Below are 23,315 nucleotides of genomic sequence, written 5' to 3'. Positions count from 1 at the left end.
AAGGTGAATTCCCGGGCGGTCGCGATGGCGGCGTAAACGTGGTTACGGGAAAGTAACCTTCATCCGACTAAGCACTTGTCCTGAGATACTGGCAGGGCAGGGTCGATGGCCTGGAATTTCGGACGTTCAGACAGGTTGGCTGCTCGGGCGGCATCACGGCAGGCGTCGCTGCTGGGGGCTGAGGAGGCACAGAGCTTCTGCCGCGCCGTGGAAGGGATCGACGGGATCGGCTTCTGGTCGTCCGACGAAGACGGGGCGATCCGCTACTTGTCCGCAAAGGCGCTGGCCCGGTTGCCTTCGCCCGATACCGTTCTGGGCCTGCCGCTGGGCGATATCTTCCAGACTTTCGACGACGGCGCGGGATCGGGGCGCAGCCTGCGCTTCGTGTTGTCGCGGCGATCGCGCTTCGAGAAGTTGCCGGTCTGTACCGGCGATGGCGCCCACCGGCGCTGGTGGCTGCTATCGGGAGAGGCGCAGTTCGACGAGGCGGGCCGGTTCGGCGGCTTCTGCGGCCTCTGCTCCGAAATCACCGATGATCGCCGCATTGCCGAAGAGAACTCGCGCGAGGCGATGCACGATCCGCTGACCGGGTTGCTCAACCGCCGCGAGATGGCACGGCTGCTCGATCGCACCCTGCGGGCCTACAAGGCGCAGGAGCGCCCCTGCGCCACGCTGCTGATCGATCTCGACCGCTTCAAGCAGGTCAACGATACGCTGGGCCACTCCACCGGCGACGCCCTGCTGCAGCAGGTTGCGGAGCGGCTGATCACCATCGTTGGCGAGGCGGAGCGGATCTGCCGGCTGGGCGGTGACGAGTTCCAGATACTCGTCCCCGATGTCGAGGATCGCGGCGACCTGGGCAATCTGGCCGAACGCATCATCGCCATGCTGTCGCAGCCCTACTCCGTGGAAGGCAATCGCTGCATCATCGGCGCTTCCGTGGGCATCGCCATTGCCCCGTTCGACGGCCAGGATGTCGACGAGCTAGTGCGCAATGCCGACCTTGCGCTCTACGCCGCCAAGCATGGGGGGCGCGGACGCTTCCGCTTCTTCTCGCGCGAACTGCTGACGGCGGCCGAGGATCGCCGCATGCTGGAGGAGAACCTCCATGACGCGTTGGCCCATGGCGAACTGGAACTGCACTACCAACCGATCGTCGCCGCCGGGACGGACGTGGTTTCCGGTGCGGAGGCGCTGGTGCGCTGGAATCATCCCAAGAAAGGCGTGATCAGCCCCGCACAGTTCATTCCCATCGCCGAGGAATCGACGATGATCTGCCAGATCGGCGAATGGGCGCTGCGCACGGCTTGTCGAGACGCCGTGGAATGGCCGGGCGCCCTGCGAGTGGCGGTCAACGTCTCGCCCCGCCAGTTCACCGATCCCGGCTTTCCCGCCGTCGTCGCCAACGCGCTGGCGGCTTCCGGCCTGCCGCCGGAACGGCTGGAACTGGAAATCACCGAAGGCGTGTTCCTGGCCGAAGGTGCCGACACCGATGCGCGGTTCCGCGCGCTGAAGGCGCTGGGTGTGCGGCTGGCGCTGGACGATTTCGGCACCGGCTATTCCTCGCTCGGCTACTTGCGCACGGCGCCGTTCGACAAGATCAAGATCGACCAGAGCTTCGTGCGCGGCACGGCGGAGGCGGGCGCGCGCAACAAGGCGCTGATCGCCGCGATCGTCGCCATGGCCAAGGCCATCGGCATGGAAACGACGGCGGAGGGTATCGAGACGCTGGACCAGCTCGCCATGCTGCGCGAACTGGGGGTCAGCCATATCCAGGGCTACATCTATTCGCAGGCGATCCCGGCCGAGGCATTCATGGAAGCGGCGGGCCAACCGGGCTGGGGCATCGCCCCGGCCGGCCCGGCCTTCCAGCGTGAGGACCGTGTCTCGATGTTCCGCTGGATCGGCGCGATCCATGAGGATCACTACTACCCTGCCGTACTGCGCAACCTGTCCGCCACCGGCGCGCTGATCGACGGGCTGGAGGATGTGCCGCTGGGCACGCGTTTCGTGCTCTACTTCGGCGAGGGACAGCTGGAAGTGGCGACGGTGCGGCGCACGATCGGCGAGCAGCTTGGCGTCGCTTTCGAGAAGACGTTGGTGAGCGACGGCAACGGCGGCCTCTGCACGCGCACGCGCATATCACCCTATGACCTGATCAATGCCGGGCTGCCGCCGGATTTCGAAGTGAGCACGATCCGCACGCCGATCGCCCCGCGCGACGGTCGGATCTCCATCCCCGCCTTTACCTCCACGGTTGGCCGCAAGGCGATCCAGGGCACCGCATAGCAGGGGAACGCCGGTCTCGACCGGCGGTTGACGTTTGCCGACCGGCGACATGGCCTCAGTCCGGAAAACCTCCGATAAGCTGCACTCCCCCGTTCCCACAAGGTTGTACGCAATGGACACCCCTGTTTCGAAAGTCGTCCGGGCCGCTTACCTCTCGGTCGCCGCGATGGCGGCTTTCGTCGTCTGGTGCAGCCTTGTGGGATTCGAGGGGGGACTTGTCGGGGTAGCCTAGAGATTTTGGTTTGCCCCGTTTTCCGAGTCATCAGGTGCCTCCACCTGATTAGAAAACGCTCTAGCTAGCGCCGCCGCCGATGCTCATGCGATCCCCTTCGATCCTGACGGAGCCCATGCGCGACAGGAACGATTGCCCCAGCAGCGAGACGTCCAGCCCTTCCGGCACGATCGCGGCCTGCACGTCGCGCGCTTCCAGCCCGCCCAGTTCGATCTTGGAGAGCGTTACCGGCACGCCGTAGACCGGGCCGGAGGCGCCTTGGCCGATCAGCCGCAGATCGGCATCGTTCCAATCGAGCCCGATGGCACGCGCGTCCGATCCGGTCAGCGCGACGATGGTGGCGCCGGTATCGACCAGAAAGTGTGTGCCGTGCTGCTCGACCTCGGCATCGGCATAGAAATGACCGTCGGGCGCGCGGGCGACCTCCGTGCTGCCTGCGAACCACGTTGCCCGTGCCGCGGCGTCCTGCGGATGGGCAGGGGGTGTCGGCGTGGTCGCATCGCCGTCATGACCGGCTTTCAGGCCGGGAGCGATCAAGGCCACCAGCCCGACCGTGACGACTACCAGAATGATAGGCCCCATCCGCATGGGGAGAGGTTAGGCGCGAAGGCTTAAGCGGGCGTAAAACCGGCCTCATCGGCCTCGTCATCGGCGGCATAGCCGTGATGCAGCCCGGTGGCGGCCAGCGCGGCCATGTGGCCCACGACCAGAGCGTCCCAGGCCATCAGGCCCCAGGCCAGCCACTGCGGTCGTTCCATCGCCGCGATATGGTCTGCGCGGTGCAGCGTCTGCAACAGCAGCCAGATCGGGCCGACATGCAGCAGGATACGCAGCGCCTTGGTCCAGCCGCTGCGGTAGATAGAGGCGAGGCTGCTTTCCCGGTCGCCGATCAGGCCGCCGGCCATAAGCACCAGGCCCGGCAGGCTGGCGAGCGCCAGCACCAGACCCAGCATGGCCCCGGACACCGGCGATAGCGGCAGGTTCAGCAGGCTGGGCAGCGAGACCACGATCTGGACGAGGAAACCCAGCAGAACCTGCTTCCAGCCGATCCCGGCAAGGCTCCAGCCGCGCAGGCCGGCCGCGCGATTGGCCCAGAAGCGGGCGCCCACCAGGATCGCGAGTGCCAGACAGGCGGCTTTCACCGCGCCGAACTGAAGCCGCGCCGCGTTCTCGGCAAGGGCGTTGAAAGCCTCATGGCTGGTGAACATGCCCAGCCGGATTTCCACCGCATGCTGCGCGAATTCGGGCAGCACCGCGATCAGCGGAACCAGCGGCGCAATCCGCCAGAGGTACAGCGAATCGCGCAGCGTCAGTCCGACGCGCGCGAGTTCGCGTTTCAGGCGGCTCATTCGGCCGCCTGCGCCTCCGCTTCGGCGGCATTGGCGGCTTCGATCTCGGCCGCCTTGGCCTCGACCAGCTTGACGATGTGATCGAGCATGTCTTCGGACTGGACGACATGGTCGGTCACACCCGAAAGGTAGACCATGTGCTTGCCGTTACCGCCACCGGTCAGGCCGATGTCGGTCTCGCGCGCTTCGCCGGGGCCGTTGACCACGCAGCCGAGGACGGAGAGCGAGAGCGGCGTCTTGATGTGCTGCAGGCGGTCTTCCAGCGCTTCCACCGTGCGGATCACGTCGAAGCCCTGGCGCGCGCAGCTGGGGCAGGAGACGACCCGAACGCCGCGCGTGCGCAGGCCGAGGGCCTTCAGCATTTCGAAGCCGACGCGCACTTCCTCTTCCGGCTCGGCCGAGAGCGAGACGCGCAGAGTGTCGCCGATGCCGGACCACAGCAGCATGCCCATGCCGATCGAGGATTTCACGGTGCCGCCGATCAAGCCGCCCGCCTCGGTAATGCCAAGGTGCAGCGGGCAATCCACGGCGTCCGCCAGCCCCTGATAGGCAGCGACGGCCAGGAACACGTCGCTGGCCTTCACGGCCACCTTGTATTCGTGGAAATCGTGGTCCTGCAGCAGCTTGATGTGATCGAGCGCGGATTCGACCAGCGCTTCGGGGCAGGGCTCGCCGTACTTTTCCAGCAGGTCCTTTTCCAGGCTGCCAGCGTTGACGCCGATGCGGATCGCGCAGCCGTTGGCCTTGGCGGCGCGGACCACTTCGGCAACGCGGTCGCTGGAGCCGATGTTGCCCGGATTGATGCGCAGGCAGGCGGCGCCGGCATCGGCAGCTTCCAGCGCGCGCTTGTAGTGGAAATGGATGTCCGCAATCAGCGGCACGCGCGCGGCCTGCACGATCTCCCGCATCGCCGCCGTGCTTTCCACATCGGGGCAGGAGACGCGGATCAGGTCCGCGCCGGCATCCTCGCACCGGCGGATCTGTTCGATCGTCGCCTTGGCGTCGGATGTCAGCGTGTTGGTCATGGTCTGCACCGTGATCGGTGCATCGCCGCCGACGGGGACATTGCCGACCATGATCTGGCGGCTCTTGCGGCGCTCGATATCGCGCCAGGGACGTACGGATGACATGGCGCTTCTATAGTCGTTCCCGGTGACGGTTTGAAGCGCGATTCCGGTCAGACCGGATCGATGGGGCGCAAAACCCAAAAGAGCCCGAAAAACGAAGAAAGGGGGACGAAACCTTGCGGTCTCGCCCCCCATTAATTCTTCACGCCGTGGCGCTGGCTCAGGCCAGAGCGGCCTTCAGCGCATCGACCAGATCGGTGCGCTCCCAGGGGAACAGGTCGCCCTCGGGCTTGCGGCCGAAGTGGCCATAGGCCGCGGTCGGGCCGTAGATCGGCTTGTTGAGGCCCAGGCCGGTGCGGATGCCGCGCGGGGTCAGGCCGCCCAGCGTGTCGGCCGAAACCTTGGCGATCGCCACTTCCAGATCGGCGTCCGAGAAGGAGCTGGTGCCGTGGGTGTCGACATAGAGCGAAAGCGGCTCGGACACGCCGATGGCATAGGCCACCTGGATCGTGCAGCGCTTGGCAAGGCCGGCGGCGACCACGTTCTTGGCGAGGTAGCGGGTGACATAGGCGGCCGAACGGTCGACCTTGGTCGGATCCTTGCCCGAGAATGCGCCGCCGCCGTGGGGCGAAGCGCCGCCGTAGGTGTCGACGATGATCTTGCGGCCGGTAAGGCCGGCGTCGCCGTCAGGGCCGCCGATCTCGAACTTGCCGGTGGGGTTGATGTGGAACGCGGTCTCTTCGGTGACGAAGCCGGCGGGCAGGATCTCGCCAACGACCTTCTTCACATAGGCCTTGAGTTCGGCGTCCTGCGCACCTTCGTGGTAGCCCGGCTTGTGCTGGGTGGAGACGACGACGGCAGTGGCTTCCACCGGCACGCCGTTTTCGAAGCGCAGCGTGACCTGGCTCTTGGCGTCGGGCTCCAGGAACGGCGCCGCGCCCGAGTGACGGTCGGCAGCCAGACGCTCAAGGATCTTGTGGCTGTAGTCGAGCGTGGCGGGCATGAGGTCCGGCGTTTCGTCGCAGGCGAAACCGAACATGATGCCCTGGTCGCCCGCGCCTTCGTCCTTGTTGCCGGTCGAATCGACGCCCTGCGCGATGTCCGCGCTCTGCGGGTGCAGGTGGTTTTCGAACACCAGATCCTGCCAGTGGAAGCCGGCCTGCTCATAACCGATGCGCTTCACGGTTTCGCGAACGACGGTCTGGATCTCTTCCTGCGCACCGTCTTCCCAGTGGCCGGCCGTATCGATCATGCCCTTGCCGCGCACTTCACCGGCCAGCACGACGCGCTGGGTAGTGGTGAGCGTCTCGCACGCGACGCGCGCCTCAGGGTCCTTGGACAGGAACAGGTCTACGATAGCATCGGAAATCTGGTCCGAAACCTTGTCGGGATGACCTTCGGAAACGCTCTCGGAAGTAAAGACGTAGCTATTGCGCATCTGGACACCACATATAAAGAAATCTTTATGTCCCTCTGCGTCTACCCTCCCCGGCGCCGGAGTGCAATGCCTGAAACCGCAATCACCAACAGAACTGCGGCAAGTGCCAGCGGCAAGCGGTTGCCCCAGCGCGCAAAAAGCGTGGCTTCGTGGGCGGGAGGGATCAGCCCGTCCAGCCGGCCGGCCTGGTGCCAGGGCACATGGGTGCGGACGATACCGTCGGCATCGATCACCGCGCTGATGCCGGTGGTGGTGGATCGCATGACCGGCAGGCCTTCCTCGATCGCGCGCAGGCGGGCCTGCGCCAAGTGCTGGGGCGGGCCCCAAGCGCCGAACCACCCATCGTTCGATGGGTTGAAGATGTAGTCCGGCCGCACACGGGGATCGACCACTTCGCCGCTGAAGACGATTTCGTAACAGATCTGCACGCCGACCTTGCCCCAGTCGCCGAAGTCGATGGTGCGGGGGCCCGGGCCGGGCCAGAAATCCAGCGCGCCGGGAACCAGGCGGGTGGCGCCCAGCGGTTCCAGCAGCCAGCGCAGAGCGAGGTACTCGCCATAAGGAACGAGGTGGGCCTTGGAATAGGAGGCAAGCAGATTGCCGTCGCCGTCGATCGCGGAGACCGAATTGCGCGCGGCCACTTCCTCGTCATCCTTCATGACCAGATCGACCGCGCCCGTCAGCAGCAGGCCATAGGGCCCGATCACCCGGCCGATGCGGCGACGGGACAGGACGGGATCGGCGGCGTAAGTGTAGATGCGATAGAGATAGGGCGGGTAGCCGTCGCGCACATAGTCTCCCAAGCCCGATTCGGGCCAGAAAACCACGCGTTTCTCGCCCGGTCGATTGGGAAACGAGAGCCGGGCCATCTTGACGAAATTGGGTTCGAAATTGCGCGGATCGTCGATGAATTCCTGCCGGATGTCGGGCTGGATCAGCGTGAAGCGCACCGCCCCTTCGGAACGATCGGCCCAGCGGTCCGGCAGCGTCATCAGGGCGCCGAGCGCGGCATAGATCGCGATCGCGGGCAGGGCCCAAACCCAACGCGCCACGGACTTGCCGTGCCGGATCACGCGGATCAGCAGACCAGGCAGGGCGGCCAGCAGCACCAGCAGGCCGGAGAGGCCGTATGTGCCCGTCCAGGGCGTAACCATGGCAAGCCCGCGGGTCTCGAAGCCGCCCAGCAGGGCAACGCCCAGCGGGTTCCACGCGAAGCCGGTGAAGACCCATGCGCGCAGCCATTCGGAAACGATCCAGCTTGCCGCGAAAGCGATGGCCAGCAAGGCGAAGGCAGCGGCGCCCCATTTGCCGCGGTCGAGCCTCAGCACCAGCCAGCCGCCCAGTGCGGCCAGCGCGGGATAGACGGCAAGGTAGAGCGAAAGCAGCACCACCGCGATCATGCCCAGCCATGCCGGCATGTTGGCCTGATAGGTGAATGCCGTGGCGATCCAGTTGTTGCCGAGCGTGAAATGGCCGAGTCCAAAGCACCAGCCCACGAAAAACGCCCGCTGCCAGCCGGGCGCGCGAACCGTAAGTTCGATCAGCCATGCGATGCCGAGCAGTGTGAGCGGCCACAGGGAAAGCGGCTGGAACCCGCATGCGGCGAGCATGCCGGCAAGGATCGCGGCAAGGCCGGTCATGAGGCGCGGATAGCGGGCCAGGGAATACCGGACCAGAAATCGGCGGCCGGGAAGGGCCTGTTCGGATGTCACGGCTGGGCCTCGCGGGGGAAGATATTCCACGAGCGACGCTATGTACGGTCCAGCCGCCTCGGCGCAAGCGATCTTGGCGGCCCTTCAGGCATTTAAAGCGGAACGGCCCGCATTCCGAAGGGAATGCGGGCCGTCTCTATCCGTATGAAAACGATGAAGGCTTACGAATTCATCGCTTCGAGCGTGCTGTCACCGGCTTCGTCCGCAGGCGGAGTCTTGCGGGTGCGGCGGCGGCGAGGCTTTTCTTCCGCCTTGGCGTCCTCCGCAGGGGTTTCCTCGGCGGCGGCCGGAGCGGCCTTCTTCGCGGGCTTGGTCGCAATCGCGGGCGGCAGCGCGGCTTCGAGGCCGGCGGGCGCTTCGATTGCTTCCGGTACAGCGACATTGCCGTTCACTTCGCCGGCATCGCCGTCTTCGCGGCGATCGCGACGGGGCTTGCGCTGCTTCAGGCCGCGGCTTGGGCTGCGAACGTCACGCACGAAAGGATTTTCGGCCGGTTCGTAGACCGAACGTTCGCCCTCGCCCTCGTTTTGGGCGGTTTCGACGGGCTCGTCCGCAGGCGCTTCGACGCGCGGCGCGCGTTCCTGGCGCTCGTAACGGTCCTGGCGGGGCTGGCGTTCCTGACGGTCCTCGCGAGGTTGGCGTTCCTCGCGGGGCTGACGCTCCTCGCGGGGTTGGCGCTCCTGTTGCTGGACGCGCTCGGGCGCAGCCTCGTAATCGCCGTAATCGTCGCCGTAATCGTCCGAATAATCGGGCGAACGGTCGTCACGGCGCGGCTGGCGCGCATCGTCCTGACGCTGCTTCTGATCGGCGATCACACGGAAATAGTGATCCGCGAACTGGAGGTAATACTCCTCCGTCACGCGGTCACCGTTGAGGTGCGCGTCGTGCGCCAGCTTCTTGTACTTCTCCAGCAACTGCGGCGCGTTGCCGCGAGCCCTGCTGTCGATACGATTGGTCTGCTGGCCGCCTTGTTGGCGATTGTTACCGCGGCCGCGCCGGCGGTTGTTACCACGATTATTATTCAAGGATATATTTCCTCAAAACCCTGGGTATCGGCCGGATCCCGTCGGGCCGAACTGCCGTACGTCACATGATCACGGAGCGCCCCCGCGTGCCGTGACTTCCATCCTCGCCGTGCCGAGCAGACTAGCTGCAGCGACTGTCATGCAAATGATGGAGGTGAAGCGTCCGCATGGGAAATTTCATCCATGTGCCGCTTCGCCTTAATCCTTAGGCATTCCCGCGCCGAATTCCAAGCGGAATCTTACGCGGCTGTTGAAAACTCCAGCACGCGTGGGCGATTTCCAAGGTCGCGGTGCAAGCGACTGGAAAGTCCCGCTTCCTGCCCGATCGCGGCCACCGGATCGGCCTGTTGATAGCCGATTTCGACCAGCGCGACTCCGTTCGCGGAGAGTAGGCGGGGCAGTTGGGGGACAAGTATTCGATAGTCGTCCAGCCCGTCCTCACCCGAATAGAGCGCCCCGGCCGGTTCGTAGGCCGCCACCGATCGGTCAAGCGCCACGGTGGTTTCTACATAAGGTGGATTGGCCAGGATCAGGTCGAACGGTCCGCCTAAATGATCGTCCCAGCCGGGGGCATGCCAATCGGCTTCCTCTATGCGGGCGCGGGCGCTCAGTCCGAGCGCATCGGCATTGGCAGCAGCAATCGCGCGGGCGCCGGGCGAGCGGTCGATCCCTACCCCCTCTGCCGAGGGCAGGTTGGCCAGGACCGCCAGCAACAGCGCGCCGGATCCGGTGCCGCAGTCCAGCACGGTGCGGGCATCGGGACGCGCGGCGAGGGCGGCTTCGACCAGAACTTCCGAATCGCCGCGCGGGATCAGCACGTCCGGCCCGACGGTGAAGGGCAGGCCGAAAAATTCCTGGTGGCCGGTCACATAAGCGACCGGCTCATGCTCCGCGCGCCGGTCCACCAGCGCGGTAAAGGCTGTGGGCGCCGGATCGCGCATCTTCGAAAGCAGCATCGACGAGCGCGAGCAGCCCAGCGCGTGCGCCATCAGCACTTCGGCATCGAGCCGGCCCGTGTCGCTGCTCGCCGCCAGCCGCTCGGCCGCTTGGCGGATCGCTTCGCCGACCGTCCGGTCAGCCATCCATCGCCGCCAGGCGCTTGGCCTCGTCCTCGGCGATCAGCGCGTCGACCATTTCGGCAAGGCCCGGGCCTTCGAGAATCTCGGGCAGGCGGTGCAGCGTCAGGTTGATGCGGTGATCGGTCACGCGCCCCTGCGGGAAGTTGTAGGTGCGGATGCGTTCGGAGCGATCGCCCGATCCGACCATCGCCTTGCGGGCCTCCGCCTCGGCGCCATGGGCCTCTTCGCGCATCTTCTCATAGAGACGCGCGCGCAGGACCTGCATGGCCTTGGCCTTGTTCTTGTGCTGGCTGCGCTCGTCCTGGCAGATCACCACCAGATTGCTGGGCAAGTGGGTGATGCGCACCGCCGAATTGGTGGTGTTGACGTGCTGGCCGCCCGCGCCCGAGGCGCGGAAGATGTCGATCTTGAGGTCCTTGTCCTCGATCTGGACATCGACTTCGCTCGGCTCGGGCAGCACCGCGACGGTCGCCGCCGAAGTGTGGATGCGTCCGCCCGATTCGGTGACCGGCACGCGCTGCACGCGGTGGACGCCGCTCTCGAACTTGAGCTTGGCGAAGACGCCCGCGCCCGCGACGTTGGCGACCACTTCCTTGAAGCCGCCGAGGTCATTGGCGTTGACGCTGATCATCTCCACCCGCCAGCCCTGTTCGGCGGCATAGCGTTCGTACATGCGATAAAGGTCGGCGGCGAACAGGGCGGCTTCGTCGCCGCCGGTGCCGGCGCGGATTTCCAGCATGGCCGGGCGCACGTCCGCCGCGTCGCGCGGCAGCATGGCGATGGAGAGCTGGCGTTCGGCCTCGGGCAATTCGGCCTTGAGACGGATTACTTCCTCTTCGGCCAGCGCCCGCATGTCCGGGTCCGGATCTTCCAGCGTCTGGAGCATTTCCAGTTCGCCGCGCATCGACACGACTTCGGCAGCGACGCGCGCCACCGGCTCCAGTTCCGCATAGTCGCGGCTGGCGGTGACGAAGGCGTCGCCTTCCAGCGTGCCCGAGGCAAGGCGCGCCTCCAGCTCCGCGAAACGCGCGGCGATCTGGGCAAGACGAGCGTCGGAGACCGACATCAGGCGGCCTTCCTTGCGAGAAGAAGCGGGGCCCCCGCCTTCGCGGGGGCGACGGTAAATGTCGTGTGGGCCAAGAGGACGGCAGCCGAAATCACGGATGGACCGACTGAAGAACCTGCTCGACCGCGAGATACTCGGCAGTCGGCTCGGCCGCGCGCAAGTTGGCGACCGGCTGGCCGTCCTTGACGCCGAACGACACGAGCACGCGCGCGCCCATCTTCACAGCCTTGTCAAAGCGCTTGCGGGCGCTGCCGGTGGCGACCATTTCGGCATCCAGGCCCTGGAAACGCAGCGCGGTGATCACCTTCTGGGCATAGGCCAGCGCCGCATCGTCCTCGACCGCGAGAACCACGGTCAGCGGCGCTTCGGCCAGCGTGCCGGCATCGGCAACCAGCATCGCCAGACGCTCGATGCCCGCTGCCCAGCCCACCGCCGGGGTAGCCGGGCCGCCCAGGCTTTCCATGAGGCCGTCATAGCGCCCGCCGCCGAGCACGGTGCCCTGTGCGCCAAGACGGGTGGTGACGAATTCGAACGCGGTGTGGCGATAGTAGTCCAGCCCGCGCACCAGCGACGGTGCACGCTCGTAGGCGACGCTCGCGGCATCGAGGCCGGCCGTCACCGCGCCGAAGAAGTCCTGCGCCTCGGCCGAGAGGAAGTCGTCGATCTTCGGAGCGTCGGCCACGAAGACCTTGTCGCGCGCGTCCTTGGAATCGAGGATGCGCAGCGGGTTGCGCTCAAGGCGATCCTGCGAATCCTCGGACAGCTCCGCCTTGTGGCCACGGAAGTATTCGATCAGCGCGGCCCGCCAAGCATCGCGGCTGGCCACGTCGCCCAGCGTGTTGAGCTGCAGCGTCACGCCATCGGCTATGCCCAGTTCCTTCAGCAACTGGTCGGCCATGACCAGCAGTTCCACATCGGCCAGCGGCTCGGCCGAGCCGATCAGCTCGGCGTCGATCTGGTGGAACTGGCGATAGCGGCCCTTCTGCGGGCGCTCGTAGCGGAACAGCGGGCCGTGCGTGGCGATCTTGACCGGGGCGAACTGCTTCCAGCCGTTGGTCAGATAGGCGCGGGCGATGCCGGCGGTGAATTCGGGGCGCAGCGTCAGCGGGTCGCCGCCGCGATCATCGAACGAGTACATTTCCTTGGAGACGACGTCGGTGGTCTCGCCGATCGAGCGGGAGAATACGGCGGTATCCTCGAACACCGGCATTTCCGCGCGGCGGAAGCGGTAGAGCTTACGAATGCGCTCGAACGTCTCGACGACATGCGCGAAAGCCTCGGCGTCTGCGCCGAAGATGTCCTGGGTTCCGCGGATCGCCTGAGGCGTCTTAGTCGATGTGGTGCTCATGACGCGCGCGCTTAGCCCGATTGCGGCGGCGGGGAAAGTGGCTGCGGTTCGCGGGCGGGATTGAACGTGGAAATACCGGCGCTCAAAATTCCCCCCTGCAAGGGGAGGTGGCATCGCGGAGCGATGACGGAGGGGTGTAACGGGTCCGGTTGTACGCGACCGAGAGGCTGACACCCCTCCACCACCCTGCGGGCGGTCCCCCTCCCCTTGCAGGGGAGGACCTTTCACGTTGCTGCCCGCATCGCGCACGCGAATTGGATGGTTGCCAAACTCGGCAACAGCCGCAAAGAATGGCGAAATGAAATATCGTAACGCGGTCGTCACGCTCCTCGCCCTTCTTTCCGTTTCAGCCCCGGCGCTTGCGCAGGATTCTGCCCAAAGGGAGAATGCTCGGGGCAGGCCGATGGCGCCCGCGTTGCCCGACCCGCTGCCGGCCGCGCAGGACAAGCCCTATGCTGGCACGATCACGCTCGACATCGATGCCAGCGATACGGTGCGCGGCGTCTATAAGGTGGTGCAGCAGGTTCCCGTCGCCCCCGGTACCACCAAGCTGACGCTGATCCAGCCGAGCTGGCTGCCCGGCAACCACTCGCCCACCGGCCCGGCCGCGCTGCTGGCGGACATCCACTTCTTTGCCGATGGCAAGGAAATCGCGTGGCAGCGTGACACCGTGGCGGTGAACGCCTTCCATCTCGACCTGCCGGCCGGCACGCAGATGGTGACGGTAAAGCTTGTCCACACGTCTCCGGTGCAGGCCAAGGAAGGCCGCATCACGATGACGCAGGAAATGATCAACGTGCAGTGGGAGAAGATGAGCCTCTATCCCGCCGGCTATTACACCCGCGGCATCACCTTCAAGCCCACCGTGAAGTTCCCGGCGGGCTGGACGGTCTATACTGCGCTGGACGGCAAGGCCCAGCAGGGCAACACGGTGACCTGGAGCCCGATTGATTACGAGCGCCTCGTCGATTCGCCGATCTTCGCGGGCAAGTATGCGCAGAGCTGGGATCTGGGCCACGGCGTCAGCATGAACGTCGTCGCGGATGAGCCCAAGCTGCTGGGCATCAAGCCGGAGAACATGGAGAAGTACCGTAGCCTCGTCTCGCAGGCGCTGTTCACCTTCGGCGCGCGGCACTTCGACCACTACGACTTCCTGCTGGCGCTGACCGACCGCATGGGCGGCATCGGCCTTGAGCATCATCGTTCGAGCGAGAACCAGATGGAGCCCAAGGTCTGGACCGAGTGGGACAAGATGGACTGGGATCGCAACGTGATCCCGCACGAGTTCACGCATAGCTGGAACGGCAAGTATCGCCGTCCGGCCGACCTGTGGACGCCGGACTTCCAGCAGCCGATGCAGAACACGCTGCTGTGGGTCTATGAAGGGCAGACCCAGTTCTGGGGCTATATCCTGGCCGCGCGTTCGGGCGTGCAGACCAAGCAGACCATCCTCGACACGCTGGCCGGTGCGGTCGCCCGCTATGCCGAGGCGACGCCGGGCCGTGGCTGGCGTTCGGTGGAGGACACCACCCACGCGCCGATCCTGAACATGCGCCGCCCGCTGCCCTACACCTCGATCACGCGTACGGAAGACTATTACGTCGAAGGCGCGCTGACCTGGTTGGAAGCGGACCAGATCATCCGCCAGGGCACCAAAGGTGCCAAGGGGTTGGACGATTTCGCCAAGGCCTTCTTCGGCGTGCACGACGGCGACTGGGGCGAGCAGACCTATGATTTCGACGAGGTCGTGAAGACGCTGAACGGCGTCTACCCCTACGACTGGGCCAGCTTCCTGAAGACCCGCATCTATGCGAACAACCAGCCGGCGCCCGTGAAGGGCATCGAGATGGCCGGCTACAAGCTGGTCTGGAAGGACACGCAGAACGCCTATGAAAAGGGCCTGGGTGACTCGCGCAAGTCGTTGGACCTCAGCTACGCGCTGGGCGTGTCGCTCGACAACGACGGCACCGTCACGTCCACCGTGTGGGACAGCATCGGCTACAATGCAGGCCTCGTCGGCGGGGTGAAGGTGGTCGCGGTCAACGGCACCGCCTACAGCGCCGATGTGATCAAGGATGCGATCACGGCGGCGAAGACCGGCGGCGCAGCTGCCGGTGCGCCGATCAGTCTGCTGGTGAAGCGCGGTGATGCCTTCACCACCGTCTCCGTCGATTATCACGGTGGCTTGCGCTGGCCCTGGCTGGAAAGCACCACGCCGGGCAAGGTCAACGGGCTGGACCGCCTGCTGGCGCCGCGCACCAAGTAAAGACGAAATTAAGCGTGTCGAGAACGGGGCCGGGCTTTTCAGCTCGGCCCCGTTTCGTTTTAGCGACGGGCACGCGATCCTTGCACGGCAAGTGCGAGAAGGCGGTTGCGGTGGTTTAACCGTGCCGCTAAGCCCCGCCGTCAAAGTTCAAGGCGGCGCACGTTCAGTAGCGCCGCTCAAATCGTGCCCGTTGAAAAGGACCAACATGCGCATCGACATGATCCCTGTCGGCAAGAACCCGCCGGAGAGCCTGAACGTCATCATCGAGGTTCCCGTTGGCGGCGAACCTGTAAAGTACGAATTCGACAAGGATTCCGGCGCTCTGTTCGTGGACCGCATCCTGCACACGCCGATGCGCTATCCGGCGAACTATGGCTTCGTGCCGCACACGCTTTCGCCCGATGGCGATCCGCTTGACGCGCTGGTCGTTGCCCGCTCGCCCTTCGTGCCCGGCTCGGTCGTGCGCGTGCGCCCGATCGCAGTGCTGAACCTGGAAGACGAGCACGGCGGCGACGAAAAGCTGGTCTGCGTGCCCGACGACAAGACCTTCCCGTACTATTCGGACGTGCAGGAAAAGGGCGACCTTCCGCCGATCGTGTTCAGCCAGATCGAGCACTTCTTCACGCACTACAAGGACCTTGAGGCCGAGAAGTGGGTGCGCGTCGGCACCTGGGGCGGCGCTGACGAAGCCCGCCAGATCGTTGTCGAAGCGATCGAGCGCTACGAGGCTGACAAGGCCGCGAAGGCCTGAGGCCACACAAGTTCACACCCCATGTGAAGGAAGGGCCGGCGGAGTGATCCGTCGGCCCTTTTTGTTTGTTCTGGGCGGTGTTTCACGCCCCGATTTATTGAAACCTCGTCTACTTCCTCGTCGCCCCCGCGCAGGCGGGGGCCCCGCTTGTTCCTTCTCGCAACGTCGCAAAAAAGAAGCGGGATCCCCGCCTGCGCGGGGATGACGGATCAGGGTGTCCTCAAGTTCGGGGCGAGTGGCTCACACCAACCCTAAACGTCAGCTGACGACGCGGCCGCCGTTGACGCCGATGGTCTGGCCGGTGACGTACTGGCTGCGCTCGTCGCAGAGCCAGGCGCAGGCGTTGGCGATATCGTCGGGCTCGCCCATGCGGCGGACCGGGATGGTCTGCAGCAGCACTTCGGTCGGGATCTGGAAGCGTTCGCGGTTGGCTTCGGACATGATCGTGCCCATCACCGAACCCGGCGGGATATTGTTCACGGTGATGCCGAAGGGCCCGAATTCCTGCGCCATCGAACGGGTCATGGTCACCACCGCGCCCTTCGAGGACGAATAGGGGATCATGTTCACCGCGCCGGTCTGCGCGCTGGAGGACGAGATGTTGACGATGCGGCCCCAGCCGGCGTTCTTCATATCCGGCAGGCAAATCTGCGTCATGATGAACAGGCCGCGCACGTTGACGGCATAGATGAAGTCCCAGCGATCGTCGGTCAGTTCCTCGAACGGGGTGAAGTCGGTGACGCCGGCATTGTTGACCAGGATCGAGACCGGGCCGAGTTCCTCACGGACCTGCTCCACCGCCGCCTTCACGGATTCGCGGTTGGACACGTCTGCGCCCAGCGCGATGGCGGTGCCGCCGCCGTCGCGGATGGCCTTGACGGTATCGGCGCAGCGTTCGGCGTCGAGGTCGAGCACGCCCACGGCCACCCCTTCCTTCGCCAGCCGCTTTGCGCAGGCGGCGCCGATTCCGGCGGCGGCGCCGGTGACGATGGCAACCTTGTAGGACATCACGTTCTCCCGTTTTCGTCTGTCTGTCGACGCCCAATGCGCCTTGCGGCGCTGCGCGCCTGCTTGACGACTAGGGCTAGACGGAAATGCCGCTTGTCGGGAAGAGCAAGTTTGAACGGGAGTTCAAACTTCGCAGGGGCGTAGGAATTGGAGAGGGGGGAGGCTCGTCTACCCCCACCACCCATGCCGTCAACAACACTTCGTCGCCCCCGCGAAGGCGGGGGCCCCGCTTTTTCTTTTCGAGGTTGCGTGGAAGAAGAAGGAAGCGGGATCCCCGCCTTCGCGGGGATGACGGGGTCATTATTGAGGGTCATTGCTTGGACGACGCAGAGCCCAATCAACCCGCACCCGCCGCGATCACGCCGCCGGCTTGATCCCCATGCAGAGGTACTTCACCTCCATGTAGTCATCGAGGCCGTAGTGCGAACCCTCGCGGCCGAGGCCCGATTGCTTCACCCCGCCGAACGGTGCGACTTCGGTGGAGATCAATCCGGTGTTGATGCCCACCATGCCCGCCTCCAGCGCTTCCGCCACGCGCCAGACGCGGCTGAGGTCGCTGGCGTAGAAGTAACTGGCAAGGCCGAACTCGGTATCGTTGGCCATGCGGATGGCGTCGGCCTCGTCGGTGAAGCGGATCACGCCGGCCAGCGGGCCGAACGTTTCTTCCTTCGCCAGCTTCATGTCCGGCTTCACGCCCGCGACCACGGTGGGGTTGAAGAACGAACCGCCGCGCTCGTTGCGCTGGCCGCCGGCTAGTACCCTGGCGCCGCCGGCAATGGCGTCCTCCAGATGCTCCTCCACCTTCTCGACCGCCTTCTCGTCGATGAGCGGGCCGACTTCGGTGCCGGCATCCATGCCGTAGCCAACCTTCATCGCCGAAACGCGCTTGGCCAGCTTCTCGACGAACTCGTCATAGACGCCGTCCTGGACGTAGAACCTGTTGGTGCAGACGCAGGTCTGGCCGCCGTTGCGGAACTTGGAGATCATCGCGCCGTCGATCGCGGCATCGACATCGGCATCGTCGAACACCAGGAACGGCGCGTTACCGCCCAGTTCCATCGAGGTTTTCTTGATCGTTTCCGCACAATCGCGCAGCAGGTCGCGGCCAATCTCGGTGGAGCCGGTGAAGGTCAGCTTGGCGACCTTGGGGCTGGCGGTCAGCGCCGACCCGATCTGCCCGGCGCTGCCGGTAACGACATTGACGACGCCCGCCGGAATGCCCGCCAGCTCACAAAGATGCGCAATGGCCAGCGCCGAATAGGGCGTCGCCGAAGCCGGCTTGATGACCACGGTGCAGCCCGCCGCCAATGCCGGGCCCAGCTTGCGGGTGATCATCGCATTGGGGAAGTTCCAGGGCGTGATCGCGGCGACGACGCCGACGCCCTGCTTGATCACGACGATGCGGCGATCGGCGGCATGGCCGGGAATGGTGTCGCCATAGGCGCGCTTGGCCTCTTCGGCGAACCATTCGATGAAGCTGGCGCCATAGGCGATCTCGCCGCGCCCTTCGGCCAGCGGCTTGCCTTGTTCGCGCGTGAGCAGTTCGCCCAGATCGTCCTGATGCGCGATCATCAGGTCGAACAGCTTGCGCATCAGTTTGGAGCGTTCGCCGGCGGTCTTGGCGCGCCATGCGGGTAGCGCCCGCTCGGCCGCGTCGATCGCGCGATTGGTCTCGTCCGCACCCATCTTCGGCACGGTGCCGATGACGGCGCCACTGCCGGGATCGGTCACTTCGAACGTGGCCCCGGAATCGGCATCGCACCATTGGCCGTCGATGTAGCACTGCTGACGGAGGAAATCGGTGAAGGCCATGGTGTTGCGGGTCCTCGCTCATTTTCGCGCGTGGTGGCGCGGGCTGCTGCGGAGATAGGCAGCCCCCGGGGGCGAGGCAACCGCCCGTCGGCAGTCAGGTTCCAGCCAGCGCCCTCGCGATTGACGCGCTCCGTTTGCTTCGATAGTCTCTTTTGTGAAAAGAAATTCGCAAATACGAATTTGTATGGGAGAGAGCCGCTGGATCGTGCAGGCTTCATCGATGGCGCGTTCGTGGCCGGGCAGGGCGCGGCGTTCGACGTGCTGGACCCGTCTGACGAGAGCCTTGTGGCGCAAGTCACCGGGGTTTCGGCGGATCAGGTGGAGGCGGCGATTTCGGCTGCTCGCCGTGCCTTCGACTCGGGCGAATGGTCGGGCCTGACCATGAAGGAGCGCGGCGCGGCGATGCTGCGCTTCGCTGATGCCATGGCTGCTCGCGCGGACCGGCTGAAGGACCTGGCTGTGCGCGAGGCGGGCTGTCCGGTTTCCTCCACGGTCATGGGCGCGCAAGTCGCCTCGCCGCTGCGCATGGCGCGCGAGATCGTCGAGATGTTCCTGCGCCTGCCGGAAATCGAGGACAATGGCCTGCCGCTGCATGAGCGGGTCAACGCCCATTTCGCGGTGCAGAGCGTCAAGCGCTGGTCGCCGATCGGGGTAGTGACGGCGATCTCCGCCTACAACGTGCCGTTCTACACCGCGCTCTGGAAAGTCGTGCCGGCGCTGATGGCGGGCAACACGGTGATCCTGCGGCCCAATCCGCTGACGCCCCTGTCCTCGCTTGTCTTCGCCGAAGCGGCCGAGGAAGCGGGGCTGCCCAAGGGTGTGTTCAATCTGGTGATCGAGGCGGGGGTTGAGGGCGCGCAGGCGCTGACCAGCGACCGCCGTGTGGACATGGTGAGCTTCACCGGATCCTCCACCGTGGGCGTGGAAGTCGCCAAGCAGGCGGCATCGACGTTGAAACGGCTGGTGCTCGAACTCGGCGGCAAGTCGGCGCAGATCTATCTGCCGGATTCGGTGGAGCGCGCGGCCATGGCGGCGCTGTCGGTCTGCACCTCGCACGCGGGGCAGGGCTGCGTGCTCGGCACCCGCGTTTTCGTTCCGCAGGAGAGCAAGGCCGAGGTGCTGGAGGCGATGGCGAAGCTGCTGGCCGGCATGAAGATCGGCCCCGCGCGCGATCCGGCAACGCAGCTAGGTCCCGTGGTCAGCGCCGCCCAGCGCGCCCGGTGCGAGCATTTCGTCGCCGCCGCCGTCGCCGGGGGAGGCCGCGTAGTCTGCGGCGGCAAGCGGCCTGAGGGGCTGGAGAAGGGCTATTTCTTCGAACCCACCGTGCTCGACCTGCCCGACAACGCCAATCCCGCCGCGCAGGAGGAGATCTTCGGCCCGGTCGTCTCGGTGATCGGCTACCGCGACCTCGATCACGCAGTGGAAATGGCCAATGACAGCCGCTTCGGCCTCTCCGGCTGGGTCCACTGCAAGGACAAGGTCAAAGCGCTGGAAGTGGGCCTGAAGATTCGCAGCGGCGCGGTGAACGTCAACGGTGCACTCGCCTCCAGCCATGCCAGCGGCGGCGGCATCAAGATGAGCGGTATCGGCCGCGAGCGCGGCGTCGAAGGCCTGCGCGAATTCCAGATCATGACCACGTTGAACATTGGCGGCTAGCCAGCCGCGGGGAACATCGACGGGTGAGGGAGGACCGGGATGAAAAGACTGCTAGAAGGCAAAGTCGCACTGATTACCGGCGCCGGATCGGGCGTCGGCCGCGCGGCCTGCCTGCTCTTTGCCGAACACGGCGCGAAAGTGATCGCGGCAGATGTGAACGCCGACAATGCAGCGGAAACGGCTAAGATGGTCCGCGCCCAGAACGGTGAGGCCATCGCCGTTGGATGCGATGTTGCGGATCCCGCTTCGGTAGATGCCGCCGTGGCGGCGGGCGTCGAGGCTTATGGACGGCTCGACTGCATCTATAACAATGCCGGCATCACCATCAGCCCAATCCCCGGAAAGGGCCTGCGCAGCCTGACCGAATGCGAAGGTGAGGATATGCGCCGCGTGGCCGAGGTCAACGTGATGGGCGTCGTCCACGGTTGCCAGTCGGCGATCCGGCAGTTTGAAAAACAAGGCGGCGGAGGGGCCATCGTTTCCACCGCCTCGGTCGCCGGGCTGATCGGCTATGGCGGCGTGTTTTACGGCGCCACCAAGGGCGCGGTGGTCCAGCTGACCCGCGCGCTCGCCATCGAAGTGGCGGACAAGGGCATCCGCGTGAACGCGGTCTGCCCGGCGGGCATGCTCACCCACTATGCCGGGATGGATCCGGACAGCGAGCACCGCGACCGCATTCTGGAAGGCATGGGCCGCGTCCACCCGCTCGGCCGCGCGATCGACCCGCGCGACACCGCTTCGGCGGCACTGTTCCTCTGTTCCGATCTCGCAAGCAACGTGACCGGCGTGAACCTTCCCGTGGATGGGGGGCTCTCGGCCGGCCGCAAGGTAGGAGGCTGACCATGGCGACCTGTCCCTATTCCGGAAGCGAATCCCGCTCGAACGCGCTGGCATCGCTGCTTTCGGACAATCCGCGCTATGCCGAGATGTTCGATGTCGACAAAGTGGACGCCAATTCCGGCGTCGACCCCAGCCGCGACTATACCTGTGACATGAATGCCTTGCGCGAAGCGGGGGCGGTGCACAAGGGCACCCTGCGCGAACTGCTGGGCGTGCCGGAAATGGTCTCCATGCTGGGCGCGCCGCGAGAGAACATGACGTTCTTCTCCTACCGCGCTTGCGAGATCGGCTTTCGCGAGAACCAGCTCTATTCCTCGGAAGGCTACAACGAAAGTGCGGGCGTGCGCACCTTGGGCACCACGATCCTCTCGATGGTTGGTAAGCCGCACAAGCGCCTGCGCTCCGCCGCGCAGCCGCTATTCAAGCGGCCCAAGGTGCTGGACTGGTGGAACAAGCGCTGGATCGAGGAGACGGTGGACGTCCTGCTCGACCAGTTGCTCGATCGCGAAACTTCCGATCTCAACGGCGACCTCTGCGCCCGCCTGCCGATGGCCACCGTCACTCGTGCCATCGGGCTGGAGGGCGAGGACGTGATCGAGTTCCGCTACCAGCTCAACCGCGCGACGTTCGGCGCCCGCTATCTGAAGCCGGAGGAAGCGGCCGAGGCGCGCGCCTGGGTCGATGGCACCTTGCGCCGCCTGATCGCGGAGAACCAGCGCGAGCCGGGCGACAACCTGATCGCCGGGTTGATCGGCTGCGAGATCACGCACGAGGACGGCTCCAAGCGCCCGCTCACCGAGGATGAGCTGTTCGGCTACTGCAAGCTCGCCATCTTCGCGGGCGGTGGCACCACCTGGCGGCAGTTGGGCATCACTATCGACGCGCTGATGAACCACCGCCACTTCTGGGAAGCCTGCCGTGACGACCGCAGCCTGATCGACCTCGCCGTGGAAGAGGGCCTGCGCTGGCGCGCGACCGATCCGGTGTTCATGCGGCTCTGCATGGAAGATACCGAGATGGAGGGCGTGAAAGTCCCCGCCGGCACCCGCATCCACTTGTGCCTCGGCGCTGCCAACCACGATCCCGACGTGTTCGACAAGCCGGAGGAATACGACATCTTCCGCCGCAAGGAGCACCACATGGGCTTCGGCTTCGGCCCGCACCGATGCCTGGGCATGGATGTTGCCCGGCAGGAGATGGTGGTGGCGATCAACGGCTTGCTCGACCGTTTCCCGAACATGACGCTCGATCCGGACAAGCCCAAGCCGGAATATCGGGGCCTCGACCATCGCGGCATGTCGGCGGTGACGGTGAAGCTGCGGTGAGCGGCACGATGAAACAAGTCGTGCTGGCCAGCTATGCCAGCGGCAATCCGAAGCCATCGGACTTCCGCGTGGAAGATGCCCCGATCCCGCAGCCGGGCGAGGGCGAGGTGCTGCTGCGGACGCTCTGGCTCGGCCTGGACCCGCTGATCCGCTTCGCCATCGACGAGAAGCGGCTTTCCGGCGTCACCCAGGTTCATCCGGGAGAGGTGATGTACGGGCCGACCGTCAGCGAAGTCGTCCGGTCCAACCACCCTGGTTACGCGGTGGGCGACGTGGTGGAGGATCGCACCGGCTGGCGCGAATATGCCGTGGTCGCGCCGGACAAGGCCGACTGGCGCGGTCCGCCGCGAAAGCTCGATCCCGCACAGGCACCGGTCTCCACCGCGCTGGGCGCGCTGGGGATGCCGGGGCAGACCGCCCACGCCTGCGTCATCGGCATCGGCCGCGTCGCGGCGGGCGAGACGGTGGTGATCTCTGCAGCGGCAGGCGCGGTGGGCAGCCTTGCCGGGCAGATCGCAAAGATTCGCGGTGCGCAAGTCGTCGGTATTGCCGGTGGGCCGGACAAGTGCCGGGGCCTACTCGACCTCGGCTTCGATGCCGCTGCCGACTACAAGGCCCCGGACTTCGCCGAACAGCTCGCCAAAGCGCTGCCCGAAGGCGCAGACGTGTTCATCGACAATGTCGGCGGTGATGTGATGCTCGCCGTGCTGCCGCACCTGAAGCGCGGCGCGCGCATGCCGGTCTGCGGGTTCATCGCCTATTACGGCATGGGCATGGAAGGCCCGGGGCCTGACAAGCTGCCCGGCTTCTTCCGCACGATCATGTCCAAAGGCTTGGAGATCAAGGGCTTCGGCGGCTTTCTCGTCGGCGGTCAACAAGCGCTGGATGACATCGCGGGCTGGATAGCCGAGGGGCGCATCCAATGCCCCGAATCGGTGGTCGAGGGGCTGGCGGCTGCTCCAGAAGCCTTCGCCGGGGTGTTTTCTGGCAACAACCATCTAGGCAAGCTGCTGGTGAAGGTGTCAGGCTGATCGGCGAAAACAAAATCGCAG

Annotated in this window: 18 protein-coding genes; 7 read left to right on the top strand and 11 right to left on the bottom strand. The window is 65.7% G+C overall.

Features of this window, described 5'->3' with window-relative positions:
* Positions 1-105: 105 nt before the first annotated feature.
* Complete coding sequence (locus WBP07_RS14240) at positions 106-2,289, top strand: putative bifunctional diguanylate cyclase/phosphodiesterase (RefSeq protein WP_395392006.1); 2,184 nt, start codon at positions 106-108, stop codon at positions 2,287-2,289.
* Between the two features lie 292 nt (positions 2,290-2,581).
* Here the strand turns inward: WBP07_RS14240 and WBP07_RS14235 are convergent, their stop codons facing one another.
* The 9 genes from WBP07_RS14235 to hisS all read right to left on the bottom strand — a co-directional run bounded on the left by WBP07_RS14235 (position 2,582) and on the right by hisS (position 12,605).
* Positions 2,582-3,109 (bottom strand): TIGR02281 family clan AA aspartic protease, encoded by a 528-nt coding sequence (locus WBP07_RS14235; protein WP_395392004.1) that lies wholly within the window; start codon positions 3,107-3,109, stop codon positions 2,582-2,584.
* Positions 3,110-3,132: 23 nt separating this feature from the next.
* Complete coding sequence (locus tag WBP07_RS14230; protein WP_395392002.1) at positions 3,133-3,870, bottom strand: hypothetical protein; 738 nt, start codon at positions 3,868-3,870, stop codon at positions 3,133-3,135.
* Positions 3,867-5,000, bottom strand: a complete 1,134-nt coding sequence (gene ispG, locus WBP07_RS14225; RefSeq protein ID WP_395392000.1) for a flavodoxin-dependent (E)-4-hydroxy-3-methylbut-2-enyl-diphosphate synthase — start codon at positions 4,998-5,000, stop codon at positions 3,867-3,869. Before ispG ends, WBP07_RS14230 begins: the two co-directional genes overlap by 4 nt.
* A 157-nt stretch (positions 5,001-5,157) precedes the next feature.
* The gene (metK, locus tag WBP07_RS14220) at positions 5,158-6,375 is read right to left on the bottom strand and encodes a methionine adenosyltransferase (protein WP_395391998.1); all 1,218 of its coding nucleotides are present in this window, start codon (positions 6,373-6,375) and stop codon (positions 5,158-5,160) included.
* Between the two features lie 41 nt (positions 6,376-6,416).
* A complete protein-coding gene (gene lnt / locus WBP07_RS14215; RefSeq protein ID WP_395395799.1) occupies positions 6,417-8,015 on the bottom strand; it encodes an apolipoprotein N-acyltransferase in 1,599 nt (532 codons plus the stop codon).
* A 233-nt stretch (positions 8,016-8,248) separates the two neighbouring features.
* Positions 8,249-9,112 (bottom strand): DUF4167 domain-containing protein, encoded by an 864-nt coding sequence (locus tag WBP07_RS14210; protein WP_395391996.1) that lies wholly within the window; start codon positions 9,110-9,112, stop codon positions 8,249-8,251.
* Between the two features lie 239 nt (positions 9,113-9,351).
* Positions 9,352-10,194, bottom strand: a complete 843-nt coding sequence (prmC, locus tag WBP07_RS14205) for a peptide chain release factor N(5)-glutamine methyltransferase (protein ID WP_395391994.1) — start codon at positions 10,192-10,194, stop codon at positions 9,352-9,354.
* A complete protein-coding gene (prfA, locus tag WBP07_RS14200; RefSeq protein WP_395391992.1) occupies positions 10,187-11,257 on the bottom strand; it encodes a peptide chain release factor 1 in 1,071 nt (356 codons plus the stop codon). Before prfA ends, prmC begins: the two co-directional genes overlap by 8 nt.
* Positions 11,258-11,348: 91 nt before the next feature.
* Positions 11,349-12,605, bottom strand: coding sequence for a histidine--tRNA ligase (hisS, locus tag WBP07_RS14195; protein ID WP_395391990.1), 1,257 nt, complete (start codon positions 12,603-12,605; stop codon positions 11,349-11,351).
* Positions 12,606-12,903: 298 nt separating this feature from the next.
* Here hisS and WBP07_RS14190 point away from each other — a divergent pair, with 298 nt between their 5' ends.
* Positions 12,904-14,871, top strand: coding sequence for a M61 family metallopeptidase (locus WBP07_RS14190; RefSeq protein ID WP_395391988.1), 1,968 nt, complete (start codon positions 12,904-12,906; stop codon positions 14,869-14,871).
* Between the two features lie 205 nt (positions 14,872-15,076).
* Positions 15,077-15,622, top strand: coding sequence for an inorganic diphosphatase (gene ppa, locus WBP07_RS14185; protein WP_132388120.1), 546 nt, complete (start codon positions 15,077-15,079; stop codon positions 15,620-15,622).
* Between the two features lie 258 nt (positions 15,623-15,880).
* On the opposite strand, the gene WBP07_RS14180 is transcribed toward ppa, so the two are convergent.
* Both WBP07_RS14180 and WBP07_RS14175 read right to left on the bottom strand, forming a co-directional pair.
* A complete protein-coding gene (locus tag WBP07_RS14180) occupies positions 15,881-16,630 on the bottom strand; it encodes an SDR family NAD(P)-dependent oxidoreductase (protein WP_395391986.1) in 750 nt (249 codons plus the stop codon).
* A gap of 357 nt (positions 16,631-16,987) precedes the next feature.
* Entirely contained in the window at positions 16,988-18,442 is a 1,455-nt protein-coding gene (locus WBP07_RS14175) for an NAD-dependent succinate-semialdehyde dehydrogenase (RefSeq protein WP_395391984.1), read from the bottom strand.
* A gap of 180 nt (positions 18,443-18,622) precedes the next feature.
* Between WBP07_RS14175 and WBP07_RS14170 the strand changes: the two genes are divergently transcribed.
* From WBP07_RS14170 to WBP07_RS14155, 4 genes are read left to right on the top strand one after another with little or no spacing between them, the layout of a single operon-like run.
* A complete protein-coding gene (locus WBP07_RS14170) occupies positions 18,623-20,098 on the top strand; it encodes an aldehyde dehydrogenase family protein (protein WP_395391982.1) in 1,476 nt (491 codons plus the stop codon).
* Positions 20,099-20,137: 39 nt separating this feature from the next.
* The gene (locus WBP07_RS14165) at positions 20,138-20,938 is read left to right on the top strand and encodes an SDR family NAD(P)-dependent oxidoreductase (RefSeq protein ID WP_395391980.1); all 801 of its coding nucleotides are present in this window, start codon (positions 20,138-20,140) and stop codon (positions 20,936-20,938) included.
* 2 nt (positions 20,939-20,940) lie between these two features.
* Positions 20,941-22,263, top strand: a complete 1,323-nt coding sequence (locus tag WBP07_RS14160; protein ID WP_395391978.1) for a cytochrome P450 — start codon at positions 20,941-20,943, stop codon at positions 22,261-22,263.
* 8 nt (positions 22,264-22,271) lie between these two features.
* Positions 22,272-23,294 (top strand): NADP-dependent oxidoreductase, encoded by a 1,023-nt coding sequence (locus WBP07_RS14155; protein ID WP_395391976.1) that lies wholly within the window; start codon positions 22,272-22,274, stop codon positions 23,292-23,294.
* Positions 23,295-23,315 lie beyond the last annotated feature (21 nt).

It is taken from the genome of Novosphingobium oxfordense (assembly GCF_044029435.1).
In the GTDB taxonomy this organism is placed as follows: Bacteria; Pseudomonadota; Alphaproteobacteria; order Sphingomonadales; family Sphingomonadaceae; genus Novosphingobium.
The sequence above is the reverse complement of the archived record's forward strand: the minus strand, read 5'-3'. Positions and strand labels throughout refer to the sequence as shown.

Bases quoted from the DNA above. Each gene is read 5' to 3' on its own strand.
- WBP07_RS14240 (WP_395392006.1), top strand. From the start codon at position 106: ATGGCCTGGAATTTCGGACGTTCAGACAGGTTGGCTGCTCGGGCGGCA.
- WBP07_RS14235 (WP_395392004.1), bottom strand. From the start codon at position 3,109: ATGCGGATGGGGCCTATCATTCTGGTAGTCGTCACGGTCGGGCTGGTG.
- WBP07_RS14230 (WP_395392002.1), bottom strand. From the start codon at position 3,870: ATGAGCCGCCTGAAACGCGAACTCGCGCGCGTCGGACTGACGCTGCGC.
- ispG (WP_395392000.1), bottom strand. From the start codon at position 5,000: ATGTCATCCGTACGTCCCTGGCGCGATATCGAGCGCCGCAAGAGCCGC.
- metK (WP_395391998.1), bottom strand. From the start codon at position 6,375: ATGCGCAATAGCTACGTCTTTACTTCCGAGAGCGTTTCCGAAGGTCAT.
- lnt (WP_395395799.1), bottom strand. From the start codon at position 8,015: ATGACCGGCCTTGCCGCGATCCTTGCCGGCATGCTCGCCGCATGCGGG.
- prmC (WP_395391994.1), bottom strand. From the start codon at position 10,194: ATGGCTGACCGGACGGTCGGCGAAGCGATCCGCCAAGCGGCCGAGCGG.
- prfA (WP_395391992.1), bottom strand. From the start codon at position 11,257: ATGTCGGTCTCCGACGCTCGTCTTGCCCAGATCGCCGCGCGTTTCGCG.
- hisS (WP_395391990.1), bottom strand. From the start codon at position 12,605: ATGAGCACCACATCGACTAAGACGCCTCAGGCGATCCGCGGAACCCAG.
- WBP07_RS14190 (WP_395391988.1), top strand. From the start codon at position 12,904: ATGAAATATCGTAACGCGGTCGTCACGCTCCTCGCCCTTCTTTCCGTT.
- ppa (WP_132388120.1), top strand. From the start codon at position 15,077: ATGCGCATCGACATGATCCCTGTCGGCAAGAACCCGCCGGAGAGCCTG.
- WBP07_RS14180 (WP_395391986.1), bottom strand. From the start codon at position 16,630: ATGTCCTACAAGGTTGCCATCGTCACCGGCGCCGCCGCCGGAATCGGC.
- WBP07_RS14175 (WP_395391984.1), bottom strand. From the start codon at position 18,442: ATGGCCTTCACCGATTTCCTCCGTCAGCAGTGCTACATCGACGGCCAA.
- WBP07_RS14165 (WP_395391980.1), top strand. From the start codon at position 20,138: ATGAAAAGACTGCTAGAAGGCAAAGTCGCACTGATTACCGGCGCCGGA.
- WBP07_RS14160 (WP_395391978.1), top strand. From the start codon at position 20,941: ATGGCGACCTGTCCCTATTCCGGAAGCGAATCCCGCTCGAACGCGCTG.
- WBP07_RS14155 (WP_395391976.1), top strand. From the start codon at position 22,272: ATGAAACAAGTCGTGCTGGCCAGCTATGCCAGCGGCAATCCGAAGCCA.